Source organism: Vibrio nigripulchritudo ATCC 27043, assembly GCF_000222685.1.
GTDB lineage: Bacteria > Pseudomonadota > Gammaproteobacteria > Enterobacterales > Vibrionaceae > Vibrio > Vibrio nigripulchritudo.
Genome location: NZ_AFWJ01000262.1, coordinates 1 through 19954 on the forward strand (window position 1 = coordinate 1; position 19954 = coordinate 19954).

Genomic DNA, 19954 nt, shown 5'->3' on the forward strand with positions numbered 1-19954 from the left:
CTGCTGATTTGTGATGAACCTACTTCAGCACTGGATGTTTCGGTGCAGGCACAGATTCTCAACCTCCTCAAAGATCTTCAGGACGAACTGAACTTGACTATGCCGTTTATTAGTCACGACCTTCCGGTAATTCGACAGATGTGTGACCGAATTGGCGTGATGCAGATGGGTATTTTGCTTGAAGTTGCCCCGACGGAACAGCTCTTTACTGATCCGCAGCATGAGTACAGTAAACAACTGATTTCTTTGATGTCTGAGTTCACAGGCTTAAGAGAAGACATCTAGATCGCACAACTAGATCGCTTAGCGACAATGCAATAACACAACACAGACAACAACTAGGGGTTGGATTCCCGCATAAGGAGCTATTAAATGAAAATAAAGGACAGGGTTAATCAGATATTCACTTGGCTTCGAGAGAACAAATATCTCGTTCAGCTTTTATTGATACTTGGCATAGATTACTTCTCTGATAGCCAGGCGTCTAGAGCTCTAAAGGTTTTACACGAGATTGTGTCTATTCTCTAATATTTCAAATATAGATCTTAGCTAGCAGCTTCATGGTTGTGAGTTTTGCAAAGCCCTTTACAGAAGTTAGCATCTAATTATTAGCGATGTAGAGGGCTTGATGAATGTGCATGCATGGAGGATCAATTGGGTTTCGGAGCAAAAGCTAGTGGCAGAGAGAGTTACTTGCATAGGTAGAAGGGAGTTTTGAAATTTACAATTGTAAGCAACTGCGTCTAAGTTTAGGGGTGAAAAAAGCCAGCAGGCACTCCCTCTGGCTTGTTTTTTAAAATCGTCAACCGGACTTAAGTACCCCAATGAATTGGGAAAGAGTTTGCTATCTCATCGTCACGAATTCTTCTGATCCCGTTGGGTGAATCGCTACAACGCTGTCGAAGTCTTCTTTAGTTGCGCCCATCTTCATTGCGACGCCGAAGCCCTGAATCATTTCGTCTACCGCGAAACCGATACCATGCAAGCCGACGACTTTTTCGTCTTCACCGGCACAAATCAGCTTCATCTGACATGGCTGGCGGTGCTTAGTCACTGCTGTGTACATCGCAGTAAAGCCAGATTTGTATACTTTCACGTTTTCTTCGCCGTATTGCGCAATCGCTTCTGGCTCGGTTAAGCCAATGGTGCCGATTGGTGGGTGGCTGAATACCACGGTAGGTACCAGGCTGTAATCCATCTTCGCATTCGGCTTGTTGTTGAATAGGCGTTCTGAAAGCTGGCGACCCGCTTTAACAGCAACAGGCGTTAGCTCAATGCCGCCATCCATGATGTCGCCCACACAGTAAATGCCTTCCACGTTAGTTTGTTGGTACTCATCTACTTTGATGTAACCGTAATCGTTGGTTTCAACGCCAGTTGATGCAAGGTTGATTGCGTCTGTCGCTGGGTGACGACCGATCGCCCAAATCAGCGTGTCCACGTTTTGGCTTCGACCACTTTCGAAGTGGATAGTCAGGCTGCCATCGTCTTCTTTCACTACTTCTTTAGGCACTGAGTTGGTGTGAAGAGTTGGACCTTCTGCTTCCATTACGCTCATCAGAGTTTCAACAATCAGAGGGTCGAAGCTACGCAAAGGTGATTCTTTACGAACGAACAGGTGCGTTTCAGTGCCCAATGCATTCAGAACACCTGCAATTTCTACGGCGATGTAACCAGCACCAATAACCGCAACGCGTTTTGGTTGCTCATTCAGGTCGAAGAAACCGTTTGAGTCGATACCGTGCTCTGCACCTGGAATGTTAGGAATAGTCGGGCGACCACCCACAGCGATAAGGATGTGATCGGCAGTGTAGTGCTCACCATTGACCTCAACCGTTTTCGCATCAACAAACTTAGCGAATCCTTTGATGACGTTCACTTTGTTGTTGCCAAGTACACGGTCGTAAGACTGGTGGATACGACCAATATACGCCTGGCGGCTCTCAACCAGTTTGTTCCAGTCGAAGCCTTTCACATCGACATCAAAACCGTAGTCTTCAGCGTACAGATTCATTGCCTCGGCAACCTGAGCACCGTGCCACATCACCTTCTTAGGAACACAGCCTACGTTTACACACGTACCGCCGAGATCCTGAGCTTCGATGAGGGCGACTTTGGCACCGTACATCGCTGCGCGGTTTGCAGACGCGATACCGCCACTACCACCACCGATGCAAATATAATCAAAATGTGTTGCCATGACTTTCTCCGATTATTGTTTCGTATTATTTGGTTATGCGCTGATACATGGGTTCAGGGCTTAATATCTATTCTGACGCGATCATTCAGTCTGTCGCGATTATTCAGGTACGACCCACTCCACTTTGAAGTGACCGGATACCGGCGCAATTGCTTCCTTTAGTATGGGAAGAATTTCGTTCATCTGGCTTTCCAGTTTCCATGGAGGGTTGATAACGATCATTCCTGAGGCGGTCATACCACGCTCGTTGGTATCGGCAGATACGCCCAGCTCTATTTGTAATATCTTTCTTATTCCGAGTTTTTCAAGCCCAGTCAGCATGTCATCTATATCGTGTCGGTTCACAACTGGGTACCAGATCGCGTAAATGCCCGTTGCCCAACGTTTATGAGCCTGCGCAATGGCATTCACCACATCGCGATATTCATGGGATAACTCGTAAGGAGGATCGATTAGCACCAATCCACGGCGTTCTTTTGGTGGAAGGCTGGCTTTCAGACGTTTGAAGCCATCTTCTTTGAAGATACTAACCTGGCGATCGCGATGAAATTCCTGCTCAAGCAAAGGGTGATCGCTTGGATGAAGCTCAGTCAGCACCATTCTGTCTTGTGAGCGAATGTGTGCTCGCGCAACGCGAGGCGAGCCCGGGTAATAGCGCAAGGTGTTATCCTGATTCAGGGACTGAATCGCTTCAAGATACGATTGAATTTCTTCCGGCAGGTTATCTGCTTGCCATAAGCGGGCAATGCCTTGTTTGTATTCGCCAGTTTTTTCTGACCATTCGTGAGTGAGGTCGTAGCGCCCGACGCCAGAATGCGTATCGTGGTAAACGTAAGGTTTTTCTTTCTGATTCAGAGCGTTCAGGATCAAAGACTGAACAATGTGTTTAACCACATCGGCATGGTTGCCTGCATGGAAGCTGTGACGATAACTAAGCAAAATAATCTCTTACATGAATGATTGGCGAGCACAAAGAGGCTCATTATATCAAAGGCAAGGTTCACTGTGTGAGCCCTGGTGACGTTGGCTATTGAAAATACGAATCCTGAACCACACTTAGTACAGGACAAAATGATAAAAGGAATGAAAAAATGTCTAATCCATTACTGACGTTTACCGATCTTCCCCCGTTTTCCGAAATTAAACCAGAGCATGTAAAGCCTGCTGTAGAACAAGCCATTGCGGCATGTCGTGAGAAAGTGGAAGAAGTGGTGGCAAACAACGAAGCACCGAGCTGGGAGAATGTTTGTGCGCCGTTGGCGGAAGTGGACGACAAGCTAAGCCGCTTGTGGTCACCAGTCAGCCACCTGAATTCGGTAAAAAACAGCAACGAACTGCGCGAGGCTTACGAAAGCTGCCTGCCTTTGCTGTCCGAGTACGGTACTTGGGTTGGTCAACACAAAGGCTTGTACGACGCTTACAAAGCAATTAAAGCGTCTGACGAGTTTGCATCCCTTTCTCAGGCACAAAAGAAAAGCATCACAGATGCATTGCGTGATTTTGACCTGTCGGGCATTGGCTTGCCAGCCGATCAGCAGCATCGCTACGGTGAAATCAGCAAGCGAATGTCTGAGCTAAGCTCCCAGTTTTCTAACAATGTGTTGGATTCCACCATGGGCTGGACCAAACACATCACCGATGAAAAAGAGCTGGTTGGCATGCCAGAATCAGCAATGGCAGCAGCCAAAGCCACGGCTGAAGGCAAAGAGCTGGATGGCTGGTTGCTGACACTGGACATTCCTTCGTACCTCCCGGTTCTGACTTACTGTGACAACCAAGCACTTCGTAAAGAGATGTATGAAGCGTACGTAACGCGTGCTTCTGATCGCGGTCCAAACGCAGGAAAGTGGGATAACACCGATTTGATTGCCGAGCAGCTAAAACTGCGTCATGAAATTGCGCGCCTGTTGGGCTTTAGCTCGTTCAGTGAAAAATCACTGGCGACCAAAATGGCAGAGAACCCACAGCAAGTGCTTGGTTTCCTGAATGAACTGGCGGTGAAAGCGAAGCCTCAGGGCGAACGTGAAGTGCAAGAGCTACGCGACTTTGCCCAGCAAGAGTTTGGCGTATCAGAGCTAAACCTTTGGGACATCGCTTACTACAGCGAGAAGCAAAAGCAGCACCTATTCCAGATTTCAGATGAAGAACTGCGCCCATACTTTCCAGAAGACAAAGCCATATCGGGTCTGTTTGAGGTACTAAAACGTGTCTTCGGTATGACGGTGACAGAGCGTGAAGGCGTGGACGTATGGCACGAGTCAGTGAAGTTTTACGACATCGTAGACAGCAGTGGCACATTGCGCGGCAGCTTCTACCTAGACTTGTACGCGCGTGAGCACAAGCGCGGTGGTGCCTGGATGGATGAGTGCCGTGTGCGTCGCACCAATGCAGACGGCGAGCTGCAAACTCCGGTTGCCTACCTGGTGTGTAACTTCAACAAACCTGTGGGCGATAAGCCTGCGCTGTTTACTCACGACGAAGTGGTTACCTTATTCCACGAAACTGGTCACGGTATTCACCATATGCTGACGCAAATTGATGTGTCTGCGGTTTCAGGAATCAACGGCGTACCTTGGGATGCAGTAGAACTGCCAAGCCAGTTCCTGGAGAACTGGTGCTGGGAAGAAGAGGCGCTGGCATTCATCTCGGGTCACTACGAAAGTGGTGAAGCCTTACCAAAAGAGATGCTGGACAAAATGCTGGCGGCGAAGAACTTCCAGTCGGCGATGTTCATTCTGCGTCAGTTGGAATTCGGTTTGTTCGATTTCACTCTTCACACTGAATACGACCCAGACATCGGCGCTCGCGTGCTTGAAACTCTGGCGCAGGTGAAAGAGAAAGTAGCGGTATTGCCAAGCCTTGAGTGGAACCGATTCTCCCACAGCTTCAGCCACATCTTTGCTGGTGGTTACAGCGCGGGTTACTACAGCTACCTGTGGGCAGAAGTATTGTCGTCCGATGCGTATTCACGCTTTGAAGAAGACGGCATCTTCAATGAAGAAACAGGTCGTTCTTTCCTGAACAACATCCTGGAAATGGGTGGCAGTGAGGAGCCAATGGAGCTGTTCAAACGCTTCCGCGGTCGTGAGCCAGAAATTGATGCCCTGTTGCGTCATTCTGGGATTACTGCATAGTCGGTTGAATCCGATATATAGAGAAAAACCACCTTCGGGTGGTTTTTTTATGGGTTGACGTTGCGGTTGATTGGGTTTTGCAGAGAAATCAGCGTTTCAGTGGACTGCACTTCATCAATCGCCTGCAATTTGTCGATCAACACGTATTGCAGCTCTTCAATCGATTTACACATCAGTTTAACGAAGATGTTGTACGCCCCGGTGGTGTAGTAGGCTTCAACCACTTCATCCAGTGCGTTGAGTTTTTCCAGCGCCGAATGGTAATCACGAGCCGCGTTCAGGTTGATACCGATAAAACAGCACACATCGTAGCCGAGCTTTTTGGTGTTGACGATCACCTCGGTGCCTTCAATCACATCCGCAGCTTTCATTTTCTCAATGCGAACATGAATGGTTGCCGGGCTGACATTAAACTGCTTCGCCATTTCAGCGTAAGGCGTGCGGGCATCTTCCATCAGCGCTTTCAGAATTTCGCGGTCCAGATCATCAAGACGAGCGGTGGCAGTTTGCATAGTCGTATCCCTGAATAGTGTTTTACCTCTGGTTCAATCGATACATCCTATACCCAAATTACCTGTAGACGCTATGTTCAGCGAGAATTAATTGGCTTTCAGGCAAGGCATCGATTAGAAGATCTAGTGGTTCTAAATCAAAAATCGATAACGCTGTATGAAAGCCAAGTAAACTCGCCCTTGGGAGCTTATCTTCTGTCCCACTTTAGCGTTAAAGCGCATGGAAAGGGCTTATCATTCCGCTACACTCTCTTTTGACACTGAAACAGAAGATAAAGCTCTGAATCAGGTGTCTACAGGTAGTTTGGGTATGTAGTGCAAACCTGAGCTTCACAACAACTCAAAAAGGCATCATCTGGTATACTCACGAAAACGAAACGTTGATAGAGAGTTTGGCGGGTGCGATTCATTGGGGTAGTTCTGGCATGTTTGCTGAGCTTTGTAGCGCAGGCGAGCGAAAATGTTTTGGTGGTTCACTCTTACCATCAGGGTTTTTTCTGGACGGACAATTTCCAGAGAGGGCTTTCTGAAAGCCTGGACTCTCATCAAATCCCAAATCGCGTGATGTATCTGGATACCAAGCGATTACAAACTCCTGAATACCTCAGCCAGCTTGAAAGCCTGTTCAAAACCAAACTACAGCAAGAGCGATTTCGAGCCATCGTCGTCAGCGATAACAACGCCCTGAATCTGATGCAGAATCTGCACGAATACGTGGGCGACACACCGGTTATTTTTGGCGGAATCAACAACTATTCCCCCGACCTCCATCGAAATCTCAATGCGACCGGTGTGTCTGAAAACATCGATCTGGATAACAACATCCGCCTGATCAAAAAGCTCCAGCCTAAAGTGAATCGCATCATTGTGCTCACGGATTACTCGGTAACGGGGACAGCAGCAAGAAGCCAGATTGCAGAATATCTGGAGAAAAACCCCGGCGATCGCAAACTCATCGACAGTATCGTGCCAGAAAGTTTTGATGACCTGCTTCATCTGGCAGAAAACCTGAATGATGAGAATAGCATTCTGTTCTGGGTGTACTTTAGAGACAAGCAAGGGCGAGTTATTGAAGAGGTGGCGTGGCAGACGCTTAATGAGCGCACCAATGCCCCCGTGTACATGGCGTACAATGCGGGCTTGGGGCTTGGCAGTGTCGGCGGCTTTATGCAGGACGGTTTTGCTAACGGTTCTCTGGTGGGTGAGATTTTAGTTGAAGTCATCAGCCAGCCAGAAGGCACGCCTCTTCCCGAGCCCAGACCCATCAGGACTCACCTTAAGCTGGATTATCACGCCCTGCAAAAATGGGGAATGGAAGACAGCTTTGTGCTTGCCGATACCGTCCTTAACAAACCCAAACCTTACTTTGTTGAGTACGCGCAGGAAATTCGCCTGCTACTGCTTACGGTGTTCATTTTGCTGGCGGTTATTGGCTCGCTCCTTTACTACATGAAACGCCTCAAGCGCAGTGAAATTCAGGCTAAACAGAGCCAGTTGCTGCTGGAGTCGGTATTTGACCAAAGCTACCAATTTATCGGCATTGTGGATCGGTTTGGTACTTTGGTATCGAGCAACAGCAAACTGCAAGACCTGCTTTATGTTAAAGGTGGCGCGTACGGGCGACCTTTATGGCAATACCGCGGATGGAGCGATGAAGCCAAAGCGACATTCAAATCTTATCTGGAGAAACCGGGGCAAGACGGTGTTGCGCGGTTTGAAGCCGAGCTGGTGAGACAACACCACGGCTTGAGCGTGCTGGATGTAGCAATGAAGCCTTTACCCCATGAAATCGGCGAGGCGTGCCATTTTCTTCTTGAAGCACAGGACATCACCGCTCGTAAGGCAACTGAACACAAACTGCTGACCAGTGAAGCGGATTTTCGTCATTACTACGAAAAACAGCCCGTAATGATGATGACGCTGGACGAAAACAACCGCATTCAGGCGGTGAACCGCTTCGCTCAGGAACTGCTGAGTTATTCCTCCACTCAGATGCTGGGCAGAAAACTGGAAGACTTTTACGCAGGTTCAGAAGAGCTCAATGCGCGACAAGTCCTATTGCAGCCTAAGCCGCATCATTTGTCTGTGTGGCGACGTGAAATCGAATACACCACAGCCAACGGATTTACCATCTGGGTTCGTGAAAATATTCGCCCGCTGACTGAAACGCATCAGCTTTTGATTGTGGGTGAAGACATCAGTGAAACTCAAGACCTTGCGCGCCAGTTGGCGTACCAAGCGCAGCATGACCTGCTGACTGGCACCTACAACCGAAACTTCTTCGAACAGCAACTGCAAAAAGCCATGGTGGAAGTAGAGGGGCATTTCCGTACTCATGCCATGCTGTTTCTGGATTTGGATCAGTTGAAAGTCATCAACGACACCGTGGGTCACGAAGCGGGTGATGAAGCGATCGCATTCTGTGCCAAGCTGATTCAGCAAGTACTGCCGAATAACGCCATTTTGTCCCGCATGGGAGGGGATGAGTTCGCGCTACTACTCAGAGACTGTAAGAAGAGCGACGCCACTGAAGTGGCTCAGTCGATTATCGATCAGCTCAACCTTCATCCGTTTATCCGTGATGATCTGACTCTGAATATCAGTTGTTCCATTGGTATCCGACTGATTGACCACACCGCACATTCACCTCAGATGGTACACGCTCAGGCTGATACTGCTTGTCACGCTGCCAAAGAAGAAGGTCGGAATCGTTATCAGCTTTACCGCCTTGATGATGAAGAAATCAAGCAGCGTGAAAGAGAGATGGAAAGCGTCAATCTGGTGCATGAGGCATTGGCTAATCAGCGATTGCAGTTGTTTGCCCAGCGAATTAAAGGGCTAGAAGACGAGAACGAGCATCAGTGTTATTTCGAGATTCTGGTTCGACTGCAAGATGCCAACGGCAACTATGTTTCACCGGGTGTGTTTATGCCAGCGACCGAACGCTACAACATTGCCCATCTGGTTGACCGATACGTGATTAAACAGACGTTACTTTGGCTCGACCAGCATCCAGAGCAGGCAGAGCATCTGGACAGAGTGTCCATCAATGTGTCTGGGCAATCTATCGGAAACCGAGAGTTCATTGCTGCGATGAAACAGGCACTTCAAGACAGCCAGTTCCCAAATGAGAAAATTTGTCTGGAAATTACTGAAACCGCTGCCATTCACAGCATCAAACAAGCCAGTCAGGTGTTTGATGAACTTAAGTCCCTCGGGTGTCTGATTGCTTTGGACGATTTTGGTTCGGGGCTGTCTTCATTTGGATACCTGAAAACCCTGCCTGTCGATATCGTTAAAATAGACGGCATTTTTGTTCGGGATATCGACCAGAATGAAAGTGATTACATCATGGTTCGCTCCATCAACGATCTGGCTCAGCAAATGGGCAAAGTGACCGTCGCGGAATTTGTTGAATCCCCCGCTGTAATTGAGCGCTTGTGCGAACTCGGAGTTAACTACGGTCAGGGTTACAACATTGGAATGCCAAAGCCACTGGGTGAACTGGTCAACGATTTGGTTTCTGAGAAAATCGCCTGTATCACTTAGATTCGTGCTTTAAATATTTCTCATAGGATTTGCCTGATATTCAGGTAAACTGGCGCAAAATTTTCCCCCTTGGAGTCCCTCGTGCAGCTCAACTTAATCTGCGAAGCCCCTCATAGACAATCAGAACTCGACACCATAGCAAAGCAGTGGAATCTCACGCATTCTGAGAGCTGTGAGTTCGCGTTGGTGCTAACAGAGGAACGATTAGAGCTGCGTAAATTGGACGAACCCAAACTCGGTGCCATATTTGTCGACCTTGTAGGCGGCGCTGTGGGGCATCGCCGCAAGTTTGGGGGAGGAAAAGGGCAGGCTATTGCCAAAGCTGCTGGGCTGAACAAAGGTGCAACGCCTACGGTTGTGGATGGAACGGCGGGATTAGGTCGTGACGCTTTTGTACTGGCGTCTTTAGGATGCAAAGTTCAGATGGTCGAACGTAACCCAGTGGTTGCCGCGCTTCTGAACGATGGATTGGCGCGAGCCAAACACGATCCGGAAATTGGTGTTTGGGTTGAAGAGCGTATGTCTCTGCTGCACGCATCGAGCCTGGATGCGCTCAATGAACTGGCAGAGGCAGACAGCTTTACGCCACCAGATGTGGTTTACCTCGATCCTATGTACCCGCACCCCGAAAACAAAAAGAAGTCAGCACTGGTCAAAAAAGAGATGCGTGTTTTTCAGTCCTTGGTTGGGGCAGATAACGACGCAGACGGGCTACTTGCCCCCGCTTTGGCGCTTGCTTCTAAGCGGGTCGTGGTGAAAAGACCAGATTACGCAGAATGGCTTGATAACGCGAAACCTTCCATGGCAATTGAAACCAAAAAAAACCGATTCGATGTTTATGTAAAGGCATCAATGACATAACAAAACGGTGCAAATTATCGCTTGCTTCGATGAAAACCTGACGGTATATCTAACTAAGAATGATTCTTATAGTTAATTCCAATCACCAATAAACGGTGTCAGGAAGCCGGAGCAGTAAAATGGCAGAGCGATTTTGTAAACTCAACCGTCGGGACATCAATGCCAGTCTTGGCGAAATTCATGCCCTTGTCGCCTCGCCGAAGTTTCTTTGCCGCTCATGCGCCCGCTCTTCTTCCGACAAAAAGAACTTATGCAAACCAGCCGCTATTCCACCAGCATCTTGCATGAAAAAAGCGACTCATAAATCGTCTAACTGTGGGCTAGTAGCGGAATCGCTCGCCGCAGATAAAGCCTTGGCATCGATATCTGAGAGCCCTGAGATTGCAGCGCAAAGTATTCAGTCATCAGAAATCCCTGCGCCTTCCTTAGTGCTGACTAAGAAAGCATTGAAGAAACAGAAAAAATATCAGAAGAAGCTGAAAAAAATGCTGAAAAAGCAGAAGAAGCTGCTTAAAAAACACAAGAAGTTAGAAAAGCGTTTCAGCCGAATCAATCAAGGCGTCGTGGCGATTCAGGCGCAAATGCCGCAAAACGATCAGATTCACTAAGACAATCAGATCCATTAAGTCAACAGACTCTAATCGAAACGTAAAAATGGCGAGCCTAGAGCTCGCCATTTTCGTTAATCGTCTTGCAGCGGCACCACCAGCATATCTACGGGTGTGCAGTTGATGAGCTGGCGCGTAGAAGACAGCAGCTTGCTCCAGAAGTCTTGGTGGTGACCGCAAATCACCAAATCCACTTTCAGTTCATTGATGGCTTCGCAAAGTTCACCACTCAGATCCCCCGTTCCTACCAATGTATGCCGGATAGGGTAGCTGGCGTGATCGGCTAAAAGCTGAAGTTGTTTCTTAGACGCCTCCATATTGTGGTGTTGCGTATCAGCCAGATTGATGTCTATCAGCCCGGTGTAAAGCTCGGCATAATTCACATCAATATGGATAAAAGAGACATCAGCGTTCAAAGGCTCAGCGAGTTTCACTGCCTTATCAATAAGTACCTTACTGTCGTCCGACAGATCTACGGTCACGAGAATATGTTGATAACTCATATCGCACCTCCGCTTTACGGAATTTTTTTGGCATTAGGTTATTAATAAGACTAGCATTTCATTCAACAGGGTTTTGAAGCCTTGATCCCATATCAAATCTATACGTATCAATTCATATCGATTTACGGTAGATTTTTGTACACAGGTTGCGGGTTTTCTAGTCTAATTGTTAAACATCTCAGTGAAAAATTAGCACGACTAGGCTCCCCGATACCGTGTTATAGTGGTAACAATTACAAGCAGTTAACAGGAGCAATTCATGCTGTCTCAGACTATGGTCGACCAACTGAATGAGCAAATAAACCTCGAATTCTTCTCATCCAATCTATACTTACAAATGAGTGCTTGGTGTGAAGACAAAGGATTCGAAGGTGCGGCAGAGTTTTTACGCGCACACGCGGTAGAAGAAATGGAGCATATGCAACGTCTCTTTACTTACGTGAGTGAAACCGGAGCAATGCCAATCTTGGGTGCAATTGATGCACCCAAGCACGAGTTTGAGAGCCTTGGCGAAGTGTTCCGCGAAACTTACGAACATGAGCAGATGATTACTCAGAAAATCAACAAGCTGGCTCACGTTGCATTTACCAGTCAAGACTACTCAACCTTTAATTTCCTTCAGTGGTACGTTGCTGAGCAGCACGAAGAAGAGAAACTGTTTAAAGGGATTTTAGATAAGCTGGATCTGGTTGGCGAAGATGGCAAAGCGCTGTTCTTCATCGACAAAGACCTGGCTACCATGGCAAAAGAAGGTTCATCTTCTATCATGGACGCCCCCGCTGCAGAATAAGTAGCGAGTTAAAGTCAATTCTGATTGTCTTTTCCTTTTGGTGTCTAAGAAGATGTAGGGAGGAAAAGATGATCAGTGGAGACACGATTCTATTCACGCTAATGCTCGTCAGCTGTGTCAACATGGCGAGGTATCTCACCGCGCTCCGTGCCCTCATTCACATCATGCGCGAGGCACACCCATTGCTCTATCAGCAAGTAGACGGTGGTGGTTTTTTCACAACCCACGGTAACGTCACCAAACAAGTCCGGTTATTCCACTATTTAAAAAGCCGTGAGTACCTACATCATCACGACCCCATTTTTACCGGTAAATGCAACAAAGTCAGAGAGTTGTTTGTACTCACTACAGCACTACTTGGTGTTACATTACTGGCTGCCATTATGTTGTAAACAGAAGCTCAACAAGACGAGGTAGAAACCCAGCGTAACTCTGGGTAAAATACCCACCAGATTTGCAAGGATGCGCGATAATTCGCGCATCCTTTTTATTTGATTGAGAGCAGCAAACCCAAAAGCTCAAGTCGTTGTGGAAGAAGTAATGAGTTCAGAATTTGATGTCATAGTCATTGGTGCCGGTGCGGCAGGCTTAATGTGTGCTGCCGAAGCGGGCAAGCGTGGTCGCCGGGTATTGGTGGTGGATCATGCCAAAAAGCCGGGGCGAAAAATTCTGATCTCGGGTGGTGGTCGTTGTAACTTCACTAACTACGACGTGACGGCAAATAACTTCTTGTGTCAGAACCCCCATTTCGTGAAATCCGCCTTGTCGCAGTACACCAACTGGGATTTCATCTCGCTGGTTTCGAAATATGGTGTCGATTTTGAAGAACGCGATCACGGACAACTGTTCTGTCTGGACTCAGCGAAAGACATCGTTGATGTGCTGCTTAAAGAATGCGACCAACCGAGCATTACTCAACGCTATCGCGCCGACATCCATAACATCCAAAAAACGGACAGCGGATTTTCACTCCATATAGACACCGATGAAATGACCTGTGAATCCTTGGTTGTTGCAACGGGTGGTTTATCGATGCCTAAACTCGGTGCCACGCCGTTTGGCTATCAAATCGCAGAGCAATTTGGTCTGGATGTGATTTCGACTACCGCAGGTCTGGTGCCGTTTACTCTGCACAAAGAAGACAAAGAAGCGTTTGAACCACTTTCAGGTGTTGCAGTGCCTTCTGAAATCACCGCCGAAGATGGCACCATGTTCAAAGAAGCATTGCTGTTCACACACCGAGGCCTGTCCGGTCCGGCGGTATTGCAGATTTCCTCATTCTGGCAAGCTGGTCAGAAGGTGACGATTAACTTAGTCCCGGAAGCCGATGTATTGGAGCTGCTGACCGCTTCTTGCGAAAAGCACCCAAATCAAAGCTTAAAGAATACGCTTTCCAAAGTGCTACCTAAGCGCTTAGTTGAGACCCTTATCGACCGCAAAGAGCTGGTGGATAAACCCCTCAAGCAATTCAACGACAAAGAACTGCAAGCCATCGAGACGCACCTGGAAAATTGGCAAATTCTGCCTAATGGCACTGAAGGGTATCGCACCGCAGAGGTCACTTTGGGCGGAGTGAATACTGATCATCTATCTTCCAAAACCATGGAGTGTAAAAACATCCAAGGTTTGTACTTTATCGGTGAGGTAGTGGATGTGACGGGCTGGCTCGGTGGTTACAATTTCCAATGGGCATGGTCGAGCGGTTTTGTTGCCGGGCAGTGGGCGTAGGTACTACCTTTCATTCCGGAAAGGGCTCACTAATTGATGAGCCCTTTTGTCATTAAGCTGTCCATTGTGCTCTGAACGAGCAAAGAACATCGATTCATGTCCTGCATCCCAAGCCACTGCATCTCTTCAATCTCGGATGAAGGATGAGGCTTCGAGTAGTAATCCGCGAAATAACAATGACAAGTCACAAAGGTGTCTTTTGACTTTCCAGCCGCCACAGTGCGGTAGGTATCGAAATACGTTAGCGAATCGCGTTTTAGATGGATACTCAGTTCTTCTCTCAGCTCTCTGATCAATGTGTCTTCGTGAGTTTCATCAGATTCAGGCTTTCCACCGGGTAGATAAAACAGATCTTCCCCCTTCGATCTGACACAAAGTAATTTCTGCTGCTGAATATCTAACATCGCTAACTTAGTTATTTCTTTGGTCATGCCGCGATCCTTTCGAGTTACATCTTAATCATTTTATTTTAGTGTAACGTTTCACCTGTTTATGATCAAAAGATCATTTCTATTATTCACTACAAATAAAATAATTAGGATTAACGTTTAACCTTGAGGGGTAATCAGGATTACTTTAGACTGGCATGCATGTGATTGGAACTGGGTAAACCATGGCAACCTTAAAAGACGTCGCGAAACACGCTGGAGTATCGGTGACGACAGTGTCGTACTTCTTGAATAACAAGAAACCATTAAAAGAAGAAACCAAGGAACGGATTCAGGCTGCAATGTCCGAGCTGAACTACCAGTACAATCTAGGGGCGGCGCAGCTCAAGCGAGGTCAAAGAGACCTGAAAACAATTGGTGTGGTTTCAATAAGTAACAACAACCCATTCTTTTTGGAGCTCTTTCTGGCAATTCAAAAAGAGGCGAAAGAGCGAAAACTGGCGCTATTATCAAGCTTTGTCGATGGCACAGAATCCAGCCTTGATTCGCACGTTGAAATCATGCGCCCCCAAATCGATGCTCTGATCGTGATTTCAAAAAATACCCTTGTTTCTCAGGAGTTTTGCGACTCTTCTTTAGGTATTCCAATTGTCTGCATTGCATTTGATGTTGGGACAATTCAGTCTTCCTGCGGTGGGACGAAACTGGATATTCAAAATGAGATGGGGGGCTACATTGTTGGGAAATATCTGATTTCGAAGGGGCACAAAAATGTCACTTGTGTAACTGGCGAAGCGAGTACTGACGCGACCACTGGTCGTATTCGAGGCTTCAAGAAAGCCTATGCCGATCTACTCGGTCAAGATGAAATGAAACAGGTGACCAGCGACTTCTCTTATCAGGGAGGTGTCGATGCCATGTTTGAGATTTATTCCCAGCCGACGCTGCCCTCTGCTGTATTTTGTTTCAATGACATGATGGGGCTGGGAGTGCTGAATACCGCTCACGAGCTCGGAATCAAAATTCCTCAAGATCTGTCGATTATCGGGTATGACAATATCTATCAGTCAGAGTTGAGTTATCCCAAACTCACGACCGTCGACATCCCATTGAACACTTTTGCTGCGCAGGCACTGGATGGCATTCAAAGAAAATTTGATGAAAAAGACGCGCTGTGCGAAATCAAAATCATGCCTCGCTTAGTGATTCGAGGATCGGTGTCGGATTTAGCCTGACTTTATTGTTATTAATGAAACAGAAACGGCGCTCTGATGGCGCCGTTTTTAGTTAATTCAGTCAAGTTAAACCGATGCTTCCCCCGCTTGCTGCAAACTGAATGCAGTCAGCGGGTCTATATCTTTCACCATGGCTTCGATGCGTTGAACGGCTTCTATAGCGGAGGTGTCTTTGCGATAGCTAAGATAAATTGGTCTGTACCAAGGTTCTATGTCTTTGATCTGAAAGAGCTGACCGGATGCAATGAAAGGCTCGACGATGGACGCGGGCAAGTACGCAGCCCCCCCTTTGTCCAGAATAAAGTCCAGTGCGATACGCGCTGTAGAAGTTCTTAGTAGAGGTGGCGCCAGCTTACGGTGGCGATCTGCATGTTCAGAAGCGAATCGCGTTCCCCAGTCCACGTAAACATAACGGTTGTTCAATGCGCCATGTGCGTCGGTCTGCTCTGTTGACACCATCAGCAGCACCAAATCCGCCACTTTTTTGCACGCCAGTTCGTCCGATTTTAACGGGTCGAAAGCAAATGCCATGTCTAATGTCTTTTCAACTAACCGGCGGTTTAATGATTCTCGCGCCAGCGCTTCCGCCTGAAATGCGTATCCACTGAAAGTATCGGCAATCACGCTCAGGCAGTTCTGTAGGTAGGCATCCCAAATGTTCGGTGTGCCTGCCAGCGTCAACTGAATGGATTTATCTTCTGCCAGTGACAGTTCGGTTTTCGCCTGTTGCAGGGTGTTAACCATGATCTCTGCGTAAGAAATCAGCTTTTCACCGGAGTTGGTGAGCTTGATGCTGTTGCGATCCCGAATGAATAAGCTGGTATCAAAGTAGCTTTCTAACTGCTTAATGCGTGCACTAACAGCGGCTTGTGTGATGTAGAGGTTCTCTGCTGCTCTGCCAAAATGGCGAACACGAGCAACTTCAAGAAAGGTGCGGAATACTTTTACGTCCATAATGGGTCCACAAAGTTCTCATAACCTACTGAATGAGGTTTTTCGACTATATGCATAATCAGGTATTTAGAATGCACTAACTAGGGTCTGTTGACCTTTCGAACAAAATTTAACTGCGAAAGGTCAAAGACCCTAATAACAATTTTTTGTTTTAACGATAAAAAAATTTTGTTTTTCTTTTGTCAGTTTAGATCCTAATTTTCACCTCAGGCGATATCTTTATACCTGTATCAATATCTGAGGCAACTATGTCAGACATCGAAGTTCGTGTTGGGCAAAAACGTTTTTTTGATAACAAGAAATTTCCACGTGGATTTGGTAAATCCGGAGATTTCACTCTCGTGGAAGCGGATCTTCTTACGACTTACGGCGAAACACTGAATTCGCTACAGCATGGTGAGCTTGAACCGGAAAACAGTGAAGAAAAACATTTTCTTAAGGTGCTGGAAAACCCGGGCAAAGCAAAGACTAAACTTGAGAAAGTGTGGCTAAAATATCACAAAATTGCTTATGGTCGTCGCACATTTCACACGCTGCATACGATGAGTAAGCAGAGTGAAGATGAAGAGTCTGATGATGTGGTAACTATCGACGACGAATGATTCAGTCAACAACGGCACCTTTTAGGTGCCGTTTTGATTAATGTCAGCAGACGCTAAGACTTGCGTTTGATTTGCTGAATCAGTAAGCCCACCACAATCATGACCAAACCGACAAAGGTGGACGGGTGGATCTCTTCGCCGATAATTGTCGCAAGCAGCATCAGTGAGATAAACGGTGATGTGAAAATCAGGTTGCTGATTCTCGCAGTATTGCTGGTGAGCTTCATGGCGCTGAGCCAGAGTACAAACGTCACGCCCATCTCAAACAGTCCAACGTAGGTGACTGCTGCCCATCCTTTCCACGAAATCTGCGCCCAAGTGGCTCCTTCGTACGCACAAATCAACGCAGCGAATGGCAGTGCGACCAAAAAACCGAGTAACACGCCCAATACGGGATCGGCTTTGTTTTTGGTGTTCAGAATCCAATAACCCGCCCACAATAGGGTGGACAGCAGCGCCAGCCCAACGCCGACAGGGTTTTCGAACTCCAATGCCAATACATTGCCTTTGGTGGCTATCACCACCACACCCGCATACCCAAACAGACAGGCAATCCAGTCTTGTTTACGGATTTTCTGCCCTAAAAACAGAGCCGCCATCAGGGTAAGAGTAATCGCCCAGCTGTAATTTAGAGGCTGAGCCTGCGAGGCAGGCAATAAGTCATACGCTTTAAAAAGAATCAGATAATAGAACAGCGGGTTAATCAGGCCGAGCGCCAGATAAAACCAAGGGTTAGCGGCAAAGGTGTCTTTCAACTGAGCGAGCTTTCCCTGCACACCACAAATCACAAAGAGCGCCATCGCCGATACCAGGCTGGCAAAGGTCAGCATCTGAATGGGGGTAAATTCCGCTAATGTCAGCTTAAATGCGGTGGCAACCGTCGACCAAAGTAAGACAGCACTGATTCCGTACAGCAAAGCTTGACGCTCATTCTTCATCTCGCGCATTTCCTTAGACTAGGGTCTGTTGACCTTTCGCGGTTAAATTTTGTTCGAGTTCTATGTGGTTTAATCGCGGCGCAAGGTCTTTAGCTTAGTCACTCTAAGTAAATACCTTGCAACAAAGAGTAAAGGGTATAGACCGGGGACGCCTAGTTGAACCCTTTGGGCAGCATTTGTGGCTCCTTTCTACTGCGTTACCGCTTATTGATGTAGAGCGCTACACCGAATAAGCGCTGCCTTGTATAAAGAACCCACAAATGGCTGCAAAAATCATCTCGAAAGGTCAACAGACCCTAATATACCACTGAAAGTGTTGACCGGACGAATCACTATATACTGGCGAATTCAGGCTGCAAAACTGGACATTTATCCAGTGCCTGAATACTATCATTTTGAGAGTCAAAAACTTAGGCGAACATTATGCAGTGGATAGTCGAGAATCAGCCGCTTTTATTAGCCGCGCTCGGTGGGGGGTGCTCCGGCGCACTGGTTGTAGGTTGGTGGATAAAGCAGAAAATGCAGTTGGAACTTCAACAACAAATTCAAGCGCTTGAAACCGAGAGACAGCTTCATGAAAAAACAGCGGAGCAGCTCAATGAAGCCCAAAAGGATTTGGATGAACTGGACAACGCTCGCGATCAAGCCGCCTTCGAGCTGAAACAGACCCACGGTAAAATGCTGGTGGCGATGGAAAAGCTTCGTCACATGGACGCACTTCGTCAGGAAAAAGCAGAACTGACCAGTCAAACAGAAGGTTTACGTGCAGAACTGGCAGAATCACAAGCCAGCCTTCGGGAACAAGAAGCCCGTCACCAACAGGCACAGCAAGCCAGCGAAGAGAAGCTCGCCCTGCTGGAAAATGCAGAAGCCCGCCTCAAGCAGCAATTTGAGCACCTTGCTAACCAATTGTTTGAAAACAAAACCGCCAAAGTGGATCAGCAGAACCGACAGAGTTTAGAAGGGTTACTCAACCCGCTGAAAGATCAAATTGAAGGGTTTAAAAAGCAAGTCACCGACAGTTTCAGCTTTGAAGCCAAAGAGCGTCATACGCTGGTGCACGAGCTGAAGAACTTACAAAAACTCAATGAGCAAATGTCCCGTGAAGCGTTGAATCTGACGCAGGCGCTTAAAGGTGACAACAAACAGCAGGGTAACTGGGGCGAAGTGGTTCTGGCTCGCGTGCTGGCGGAATCGGGGTTACGTGAAGGGCACGAATACCAGACCCAAGTGAGCCTGCAAGATGAAGCAGGAAAGCGTTATCAGCCCGATGTGATTGTTCACTTACCTCACGATAAACAAGTGGTGGTGGATTCCAAAATGGCATTGGTGGCGTATGAGCGCTATTTTCACGCAGACACCGATGCAGAGCGCGACGTGGCGTTAAGTGACCACTTACTTGCTTTGCGAAATCACATCAAAGGGTTGAGCCAGAAGGATTACCACAAACTCAAAGGCATCCAGAGCTTAGATTATGTTCTGATGTTTATTCCCGTCGAACCTGCATTCCAAGTGGCCATTCAGGCAGACCCGAGCTTGGTCAAAGATGCCATGAAGTACAACATCATTCTTGTCAGCCCAACTACGTTGCTGGTGGCACTGCGCACCATAGATAATCTGTGGCGAAATGAGCGCCAGAATCAAAACGCGCAAATCATTGCCGAGCGAGCGTCCAAGCTGTATGACAAGCTCAGACTGTTCTTAACCGATATGGAAAATCTGGGTGGTGCACTCGATAAAGCCAATCAGAATTTCCAGGGGGCAATGAACAAGCTGGCGACGGGGCGGGGCAACGTCGTCAGGCAAGCGGAGAGTTTTAAAGATCTTGGGGTCGAAGTAAAACGTAGTATTCCAGATAGCCTGTTGGAAATCGCACAAAATGACACTTTAGTGGAAAGACAACCGCTTGAGGATAAAGTAGACTAGGCGCTCGCAATGCCACAAGGGATTG

17 protein-coding genes and 1 pseudogene are annotated in these 19954 nt (G+C 47.4%); 11 read left to right on the forward strand and 7 right to left on the reverse strand.

The genetic code is table 11. The features are described from left to right. Positions 1–285: pseudogene (locus RH89_RS17375) on the forward strand (ABC transporter ATP-binding protein); the annotation flags it as partial. Positions 286–844: 559 nt separating this feature from the next. Here the strand turns inward: RH89_RS17375 and gorA are convergent. Together gorA and RH89_RS17385 are read right to left on the reverse strand one after the other, a co-directional pair. Then, the gene (gene gorA, locus RH89_RS17380) at positions 845–2200 is read right to left on the reverse strand and encodes a glutathione-disulfide reductase (protein ID WP_004404903.1); all 1356 of its coding nucleotides are present in this window, start codon (positions 2198–2200) and stop codon (positions 845–847) included. A gap of 99 nt (positions 2201–2299) precedes the next feature. Then, positions 2300–3139, reverse strand: coding sequence for a 23S rRNA (adenine(2030)-N(6))-methyltransferase RlmJ (locus RH89_RS17385; RefSeq protein WP_004404904.1), 840 nt, complete (start codon positions 3137–3139; stop codon positions 2300–2302). Between the two features lie 152 nt (positions 3140–3291). Between RH89_RS17385 and prlC the strand changes: the two genes are divergently transcribed. Then, the gene (gene prlC, locus RH89_RS17390) at positions 3292–5334 is read left to right on the forward strand and encodes an oligopeptidase A (protein ID WP_004404905.1); all 2043 of its coding nucleotides are present in this window, start codon (positions 3292–3294) and stop codon (positions 5332–5334) included. Positions 5335–5381: 47 nt separating this feature from the next. Here prlC and asnC read toward each other — a convergent pair whose 3' ends face one another. Next, positions 5382–5846 (reverse strand): transcriptional regulator AsnC, encoded by a 465-nt coding sequence (gene asnC, locus RH89_RS17395; protein ID WP_004404906.1) that lies wholly within the window; start codon positions 5844–5846, stop codon positions 5382–5384. 399 nt (positions 5847–6245) lie between these two features. On the opposite strand from asnC, the gene RH89_RS17400 reads away from it, so the two are divergent. From RH89_RS17400 to RH89_RS17410, 3 genes are all read left to right on the forward strand, one after another. Further along, positions 6246–9395, forward strand: a complete 3150-nt coding sequence (locus tag RH89_RS17400) for an EAL domain-containing protein (RefSeq protein ID WP_004404907.1) — start codon at positions 6246–6248, stop codon at positions 9393–9395. 81 nt (positions 9396–9476) lie between these two features. Continuing rightward, positions 9477–10256, forward strand: coding sequence for a class I SAM-dependent methyltransferase (locus RH89_RS17405; protein WP_004404908.1), 780 nt, complete (start codon positions 9477–9479; stop codon positions 10254–10256). Between the two features lie 119 nt (positions 10257–10375). Beyond that, complete coding sequence (locus RH89_RS17410) at positions 10376–10864, forward strand: hypothetical protein (RefSeq protein ID WP_004404909.1); 489 nt, start codon at positions 10376–10378, stop codon at positions 10862–10864. 74 nt (positions 10865–10938) lie between these two features. Here the strand turns inward: RH89_RS17410 and RH89_RS17415 are convergent, their stop codons facing one another. After that, positions 10939–11367, reverse strand: a complete 429-nt coding sequence (locus RH89_RS17415) for a universal stress protein (protein ID WP_004404910.1) — start codon at positions 11365–11367, stop codon at positions 10939–10941. Between the two features lie 259 nt (positions 11368–11626). On the opposite strand from RH89_RS17415, the gene ftnA reads away from it, so the two are divergent. From ftnA to RH89_RS17430, 3 genes are all read left to right on the forward strand, one after another. Beyond that, a complete protein-coding gene (ftnA, locus tag RH89_RS17420) occupies positions 11627–12157 on the forward strand; it encodes a non-heme ferritin (RefSeq protein ID WP_004404911.1) in 531 nt (176 codons plus the stop codon). Between the two features lie 68 nt (positions 12158–12225). Next, complete coding sequence (gene uspB / locus RH89_RS17425; protein ID WP_004404915.1) at positions 12226–12549, forward strand: universal stress protein UspB; 324 nt, start codon at positions 12226–12228, stop codon at positions 12547–12549. A 148-nt stretch (positions 12550–12697) separates the two neighbouring features. Continuing rightward, positions 12698–13885: a BaiN/RdsA family NAD(P)/FAD-dependent oxidoreductase gene (locus tag RH89_RS17430; RefSeq protein ID WP_004404919.1), complete on the forward strand. Its 1188-nt coding sequence runs from the start codon at positions 12698–12700 to the stop codon at positions 13883–13885. Positions 13886–13914: 29 nt separating this feature from the next. Here the strand turns inward: RH89_RS17430 and RH89_RS17435 are convergent, their stop codons facing one another. After that, complete coding sequence (locus tag RH89_RS17435; protein WP_004404921.1) at positions 13915–14316, reverse strand: NUDIX hydrolase; 402 nt, start codon at positions 14314–14316, stop codon at positions 13915–13917. Positions 14317–14498: 182 nt separating this feature from the next. On the opposite strand from RH89_RS17435, the gene RH89_RS17440 reads away from it, so the two are divergent. Beyond that, positions 14499–15509, forward strand: coding sequence for a LacI family DNA-binding transcriptional regulator (locus tag RH89_RS17440; RefSeq protein WP_004404922.1), 1011 nt, complete (start codon positions 14499–14501; stop codon positions 15507–15509). A 66-nt stretch (positions 15510–15575) separates the two neighbouring features. Here RH89_RS17440 and RH89_RS17445 read toward each other — a convergent pair whose 3' ends face one another. Then, positions 15576–16463: a LysR family transcriptional regulator gene (locus RH89_RS17445; protein ID WP_004404923.1), complete on the reverse strand. Its 888-nt coding sequence runs from the start codon at positions 16461–16463 to the stop codon at positions 15576–15578. Between the two features lie 248 nt (positions 16464–16711). Here RH89_RS17445 and RH89_RS17450 point away from each other — a divergent pair, with 248 nt between their 5' ends. Next, positions 16712–17065, forward strand: coding sequence for a MaoP family protein (locus RH89_RS17450; protein ID WP_004404924.1), 354 nt, complete (start codon positions 16712–16714; stop codon positions 17063–17065). A 53-nt stretch (positions 17066–17118) separates the two neighbouring features. Here RH89_RS17450 and RH89_RS17455 read toward each other — a convergent pair whose 3' ends face one another. After that, positions 17119–18003 carry a DMT family transporter gene (locus RH89_RS17455; RefSeq protein WP_004404925.1) on the reverse strand — a complete coding sequence of 295 codons (885 nt, stop codon included), beginning with the start codon at positions 18001–18003 and terminating at the stop codon, positions 17119–17121. A gap of 423 nt (positions 18004–18426) precedes the next feature. Between RH89_RS17455 and rmuC the strand changes: the two genes are divergently transcribed. Continuing rightward, a complete protein-coding gene (gene rmuC, locus RH89_RS17460; protein WP_004404926.1) occupies positions 18427–19929 on the forward strand; it encodes a DNA recombination protein RmuC in 1503 nt (500 codons plus the stop codon). Positions 19930–19954: the final 25 nt, after the last annotated feature.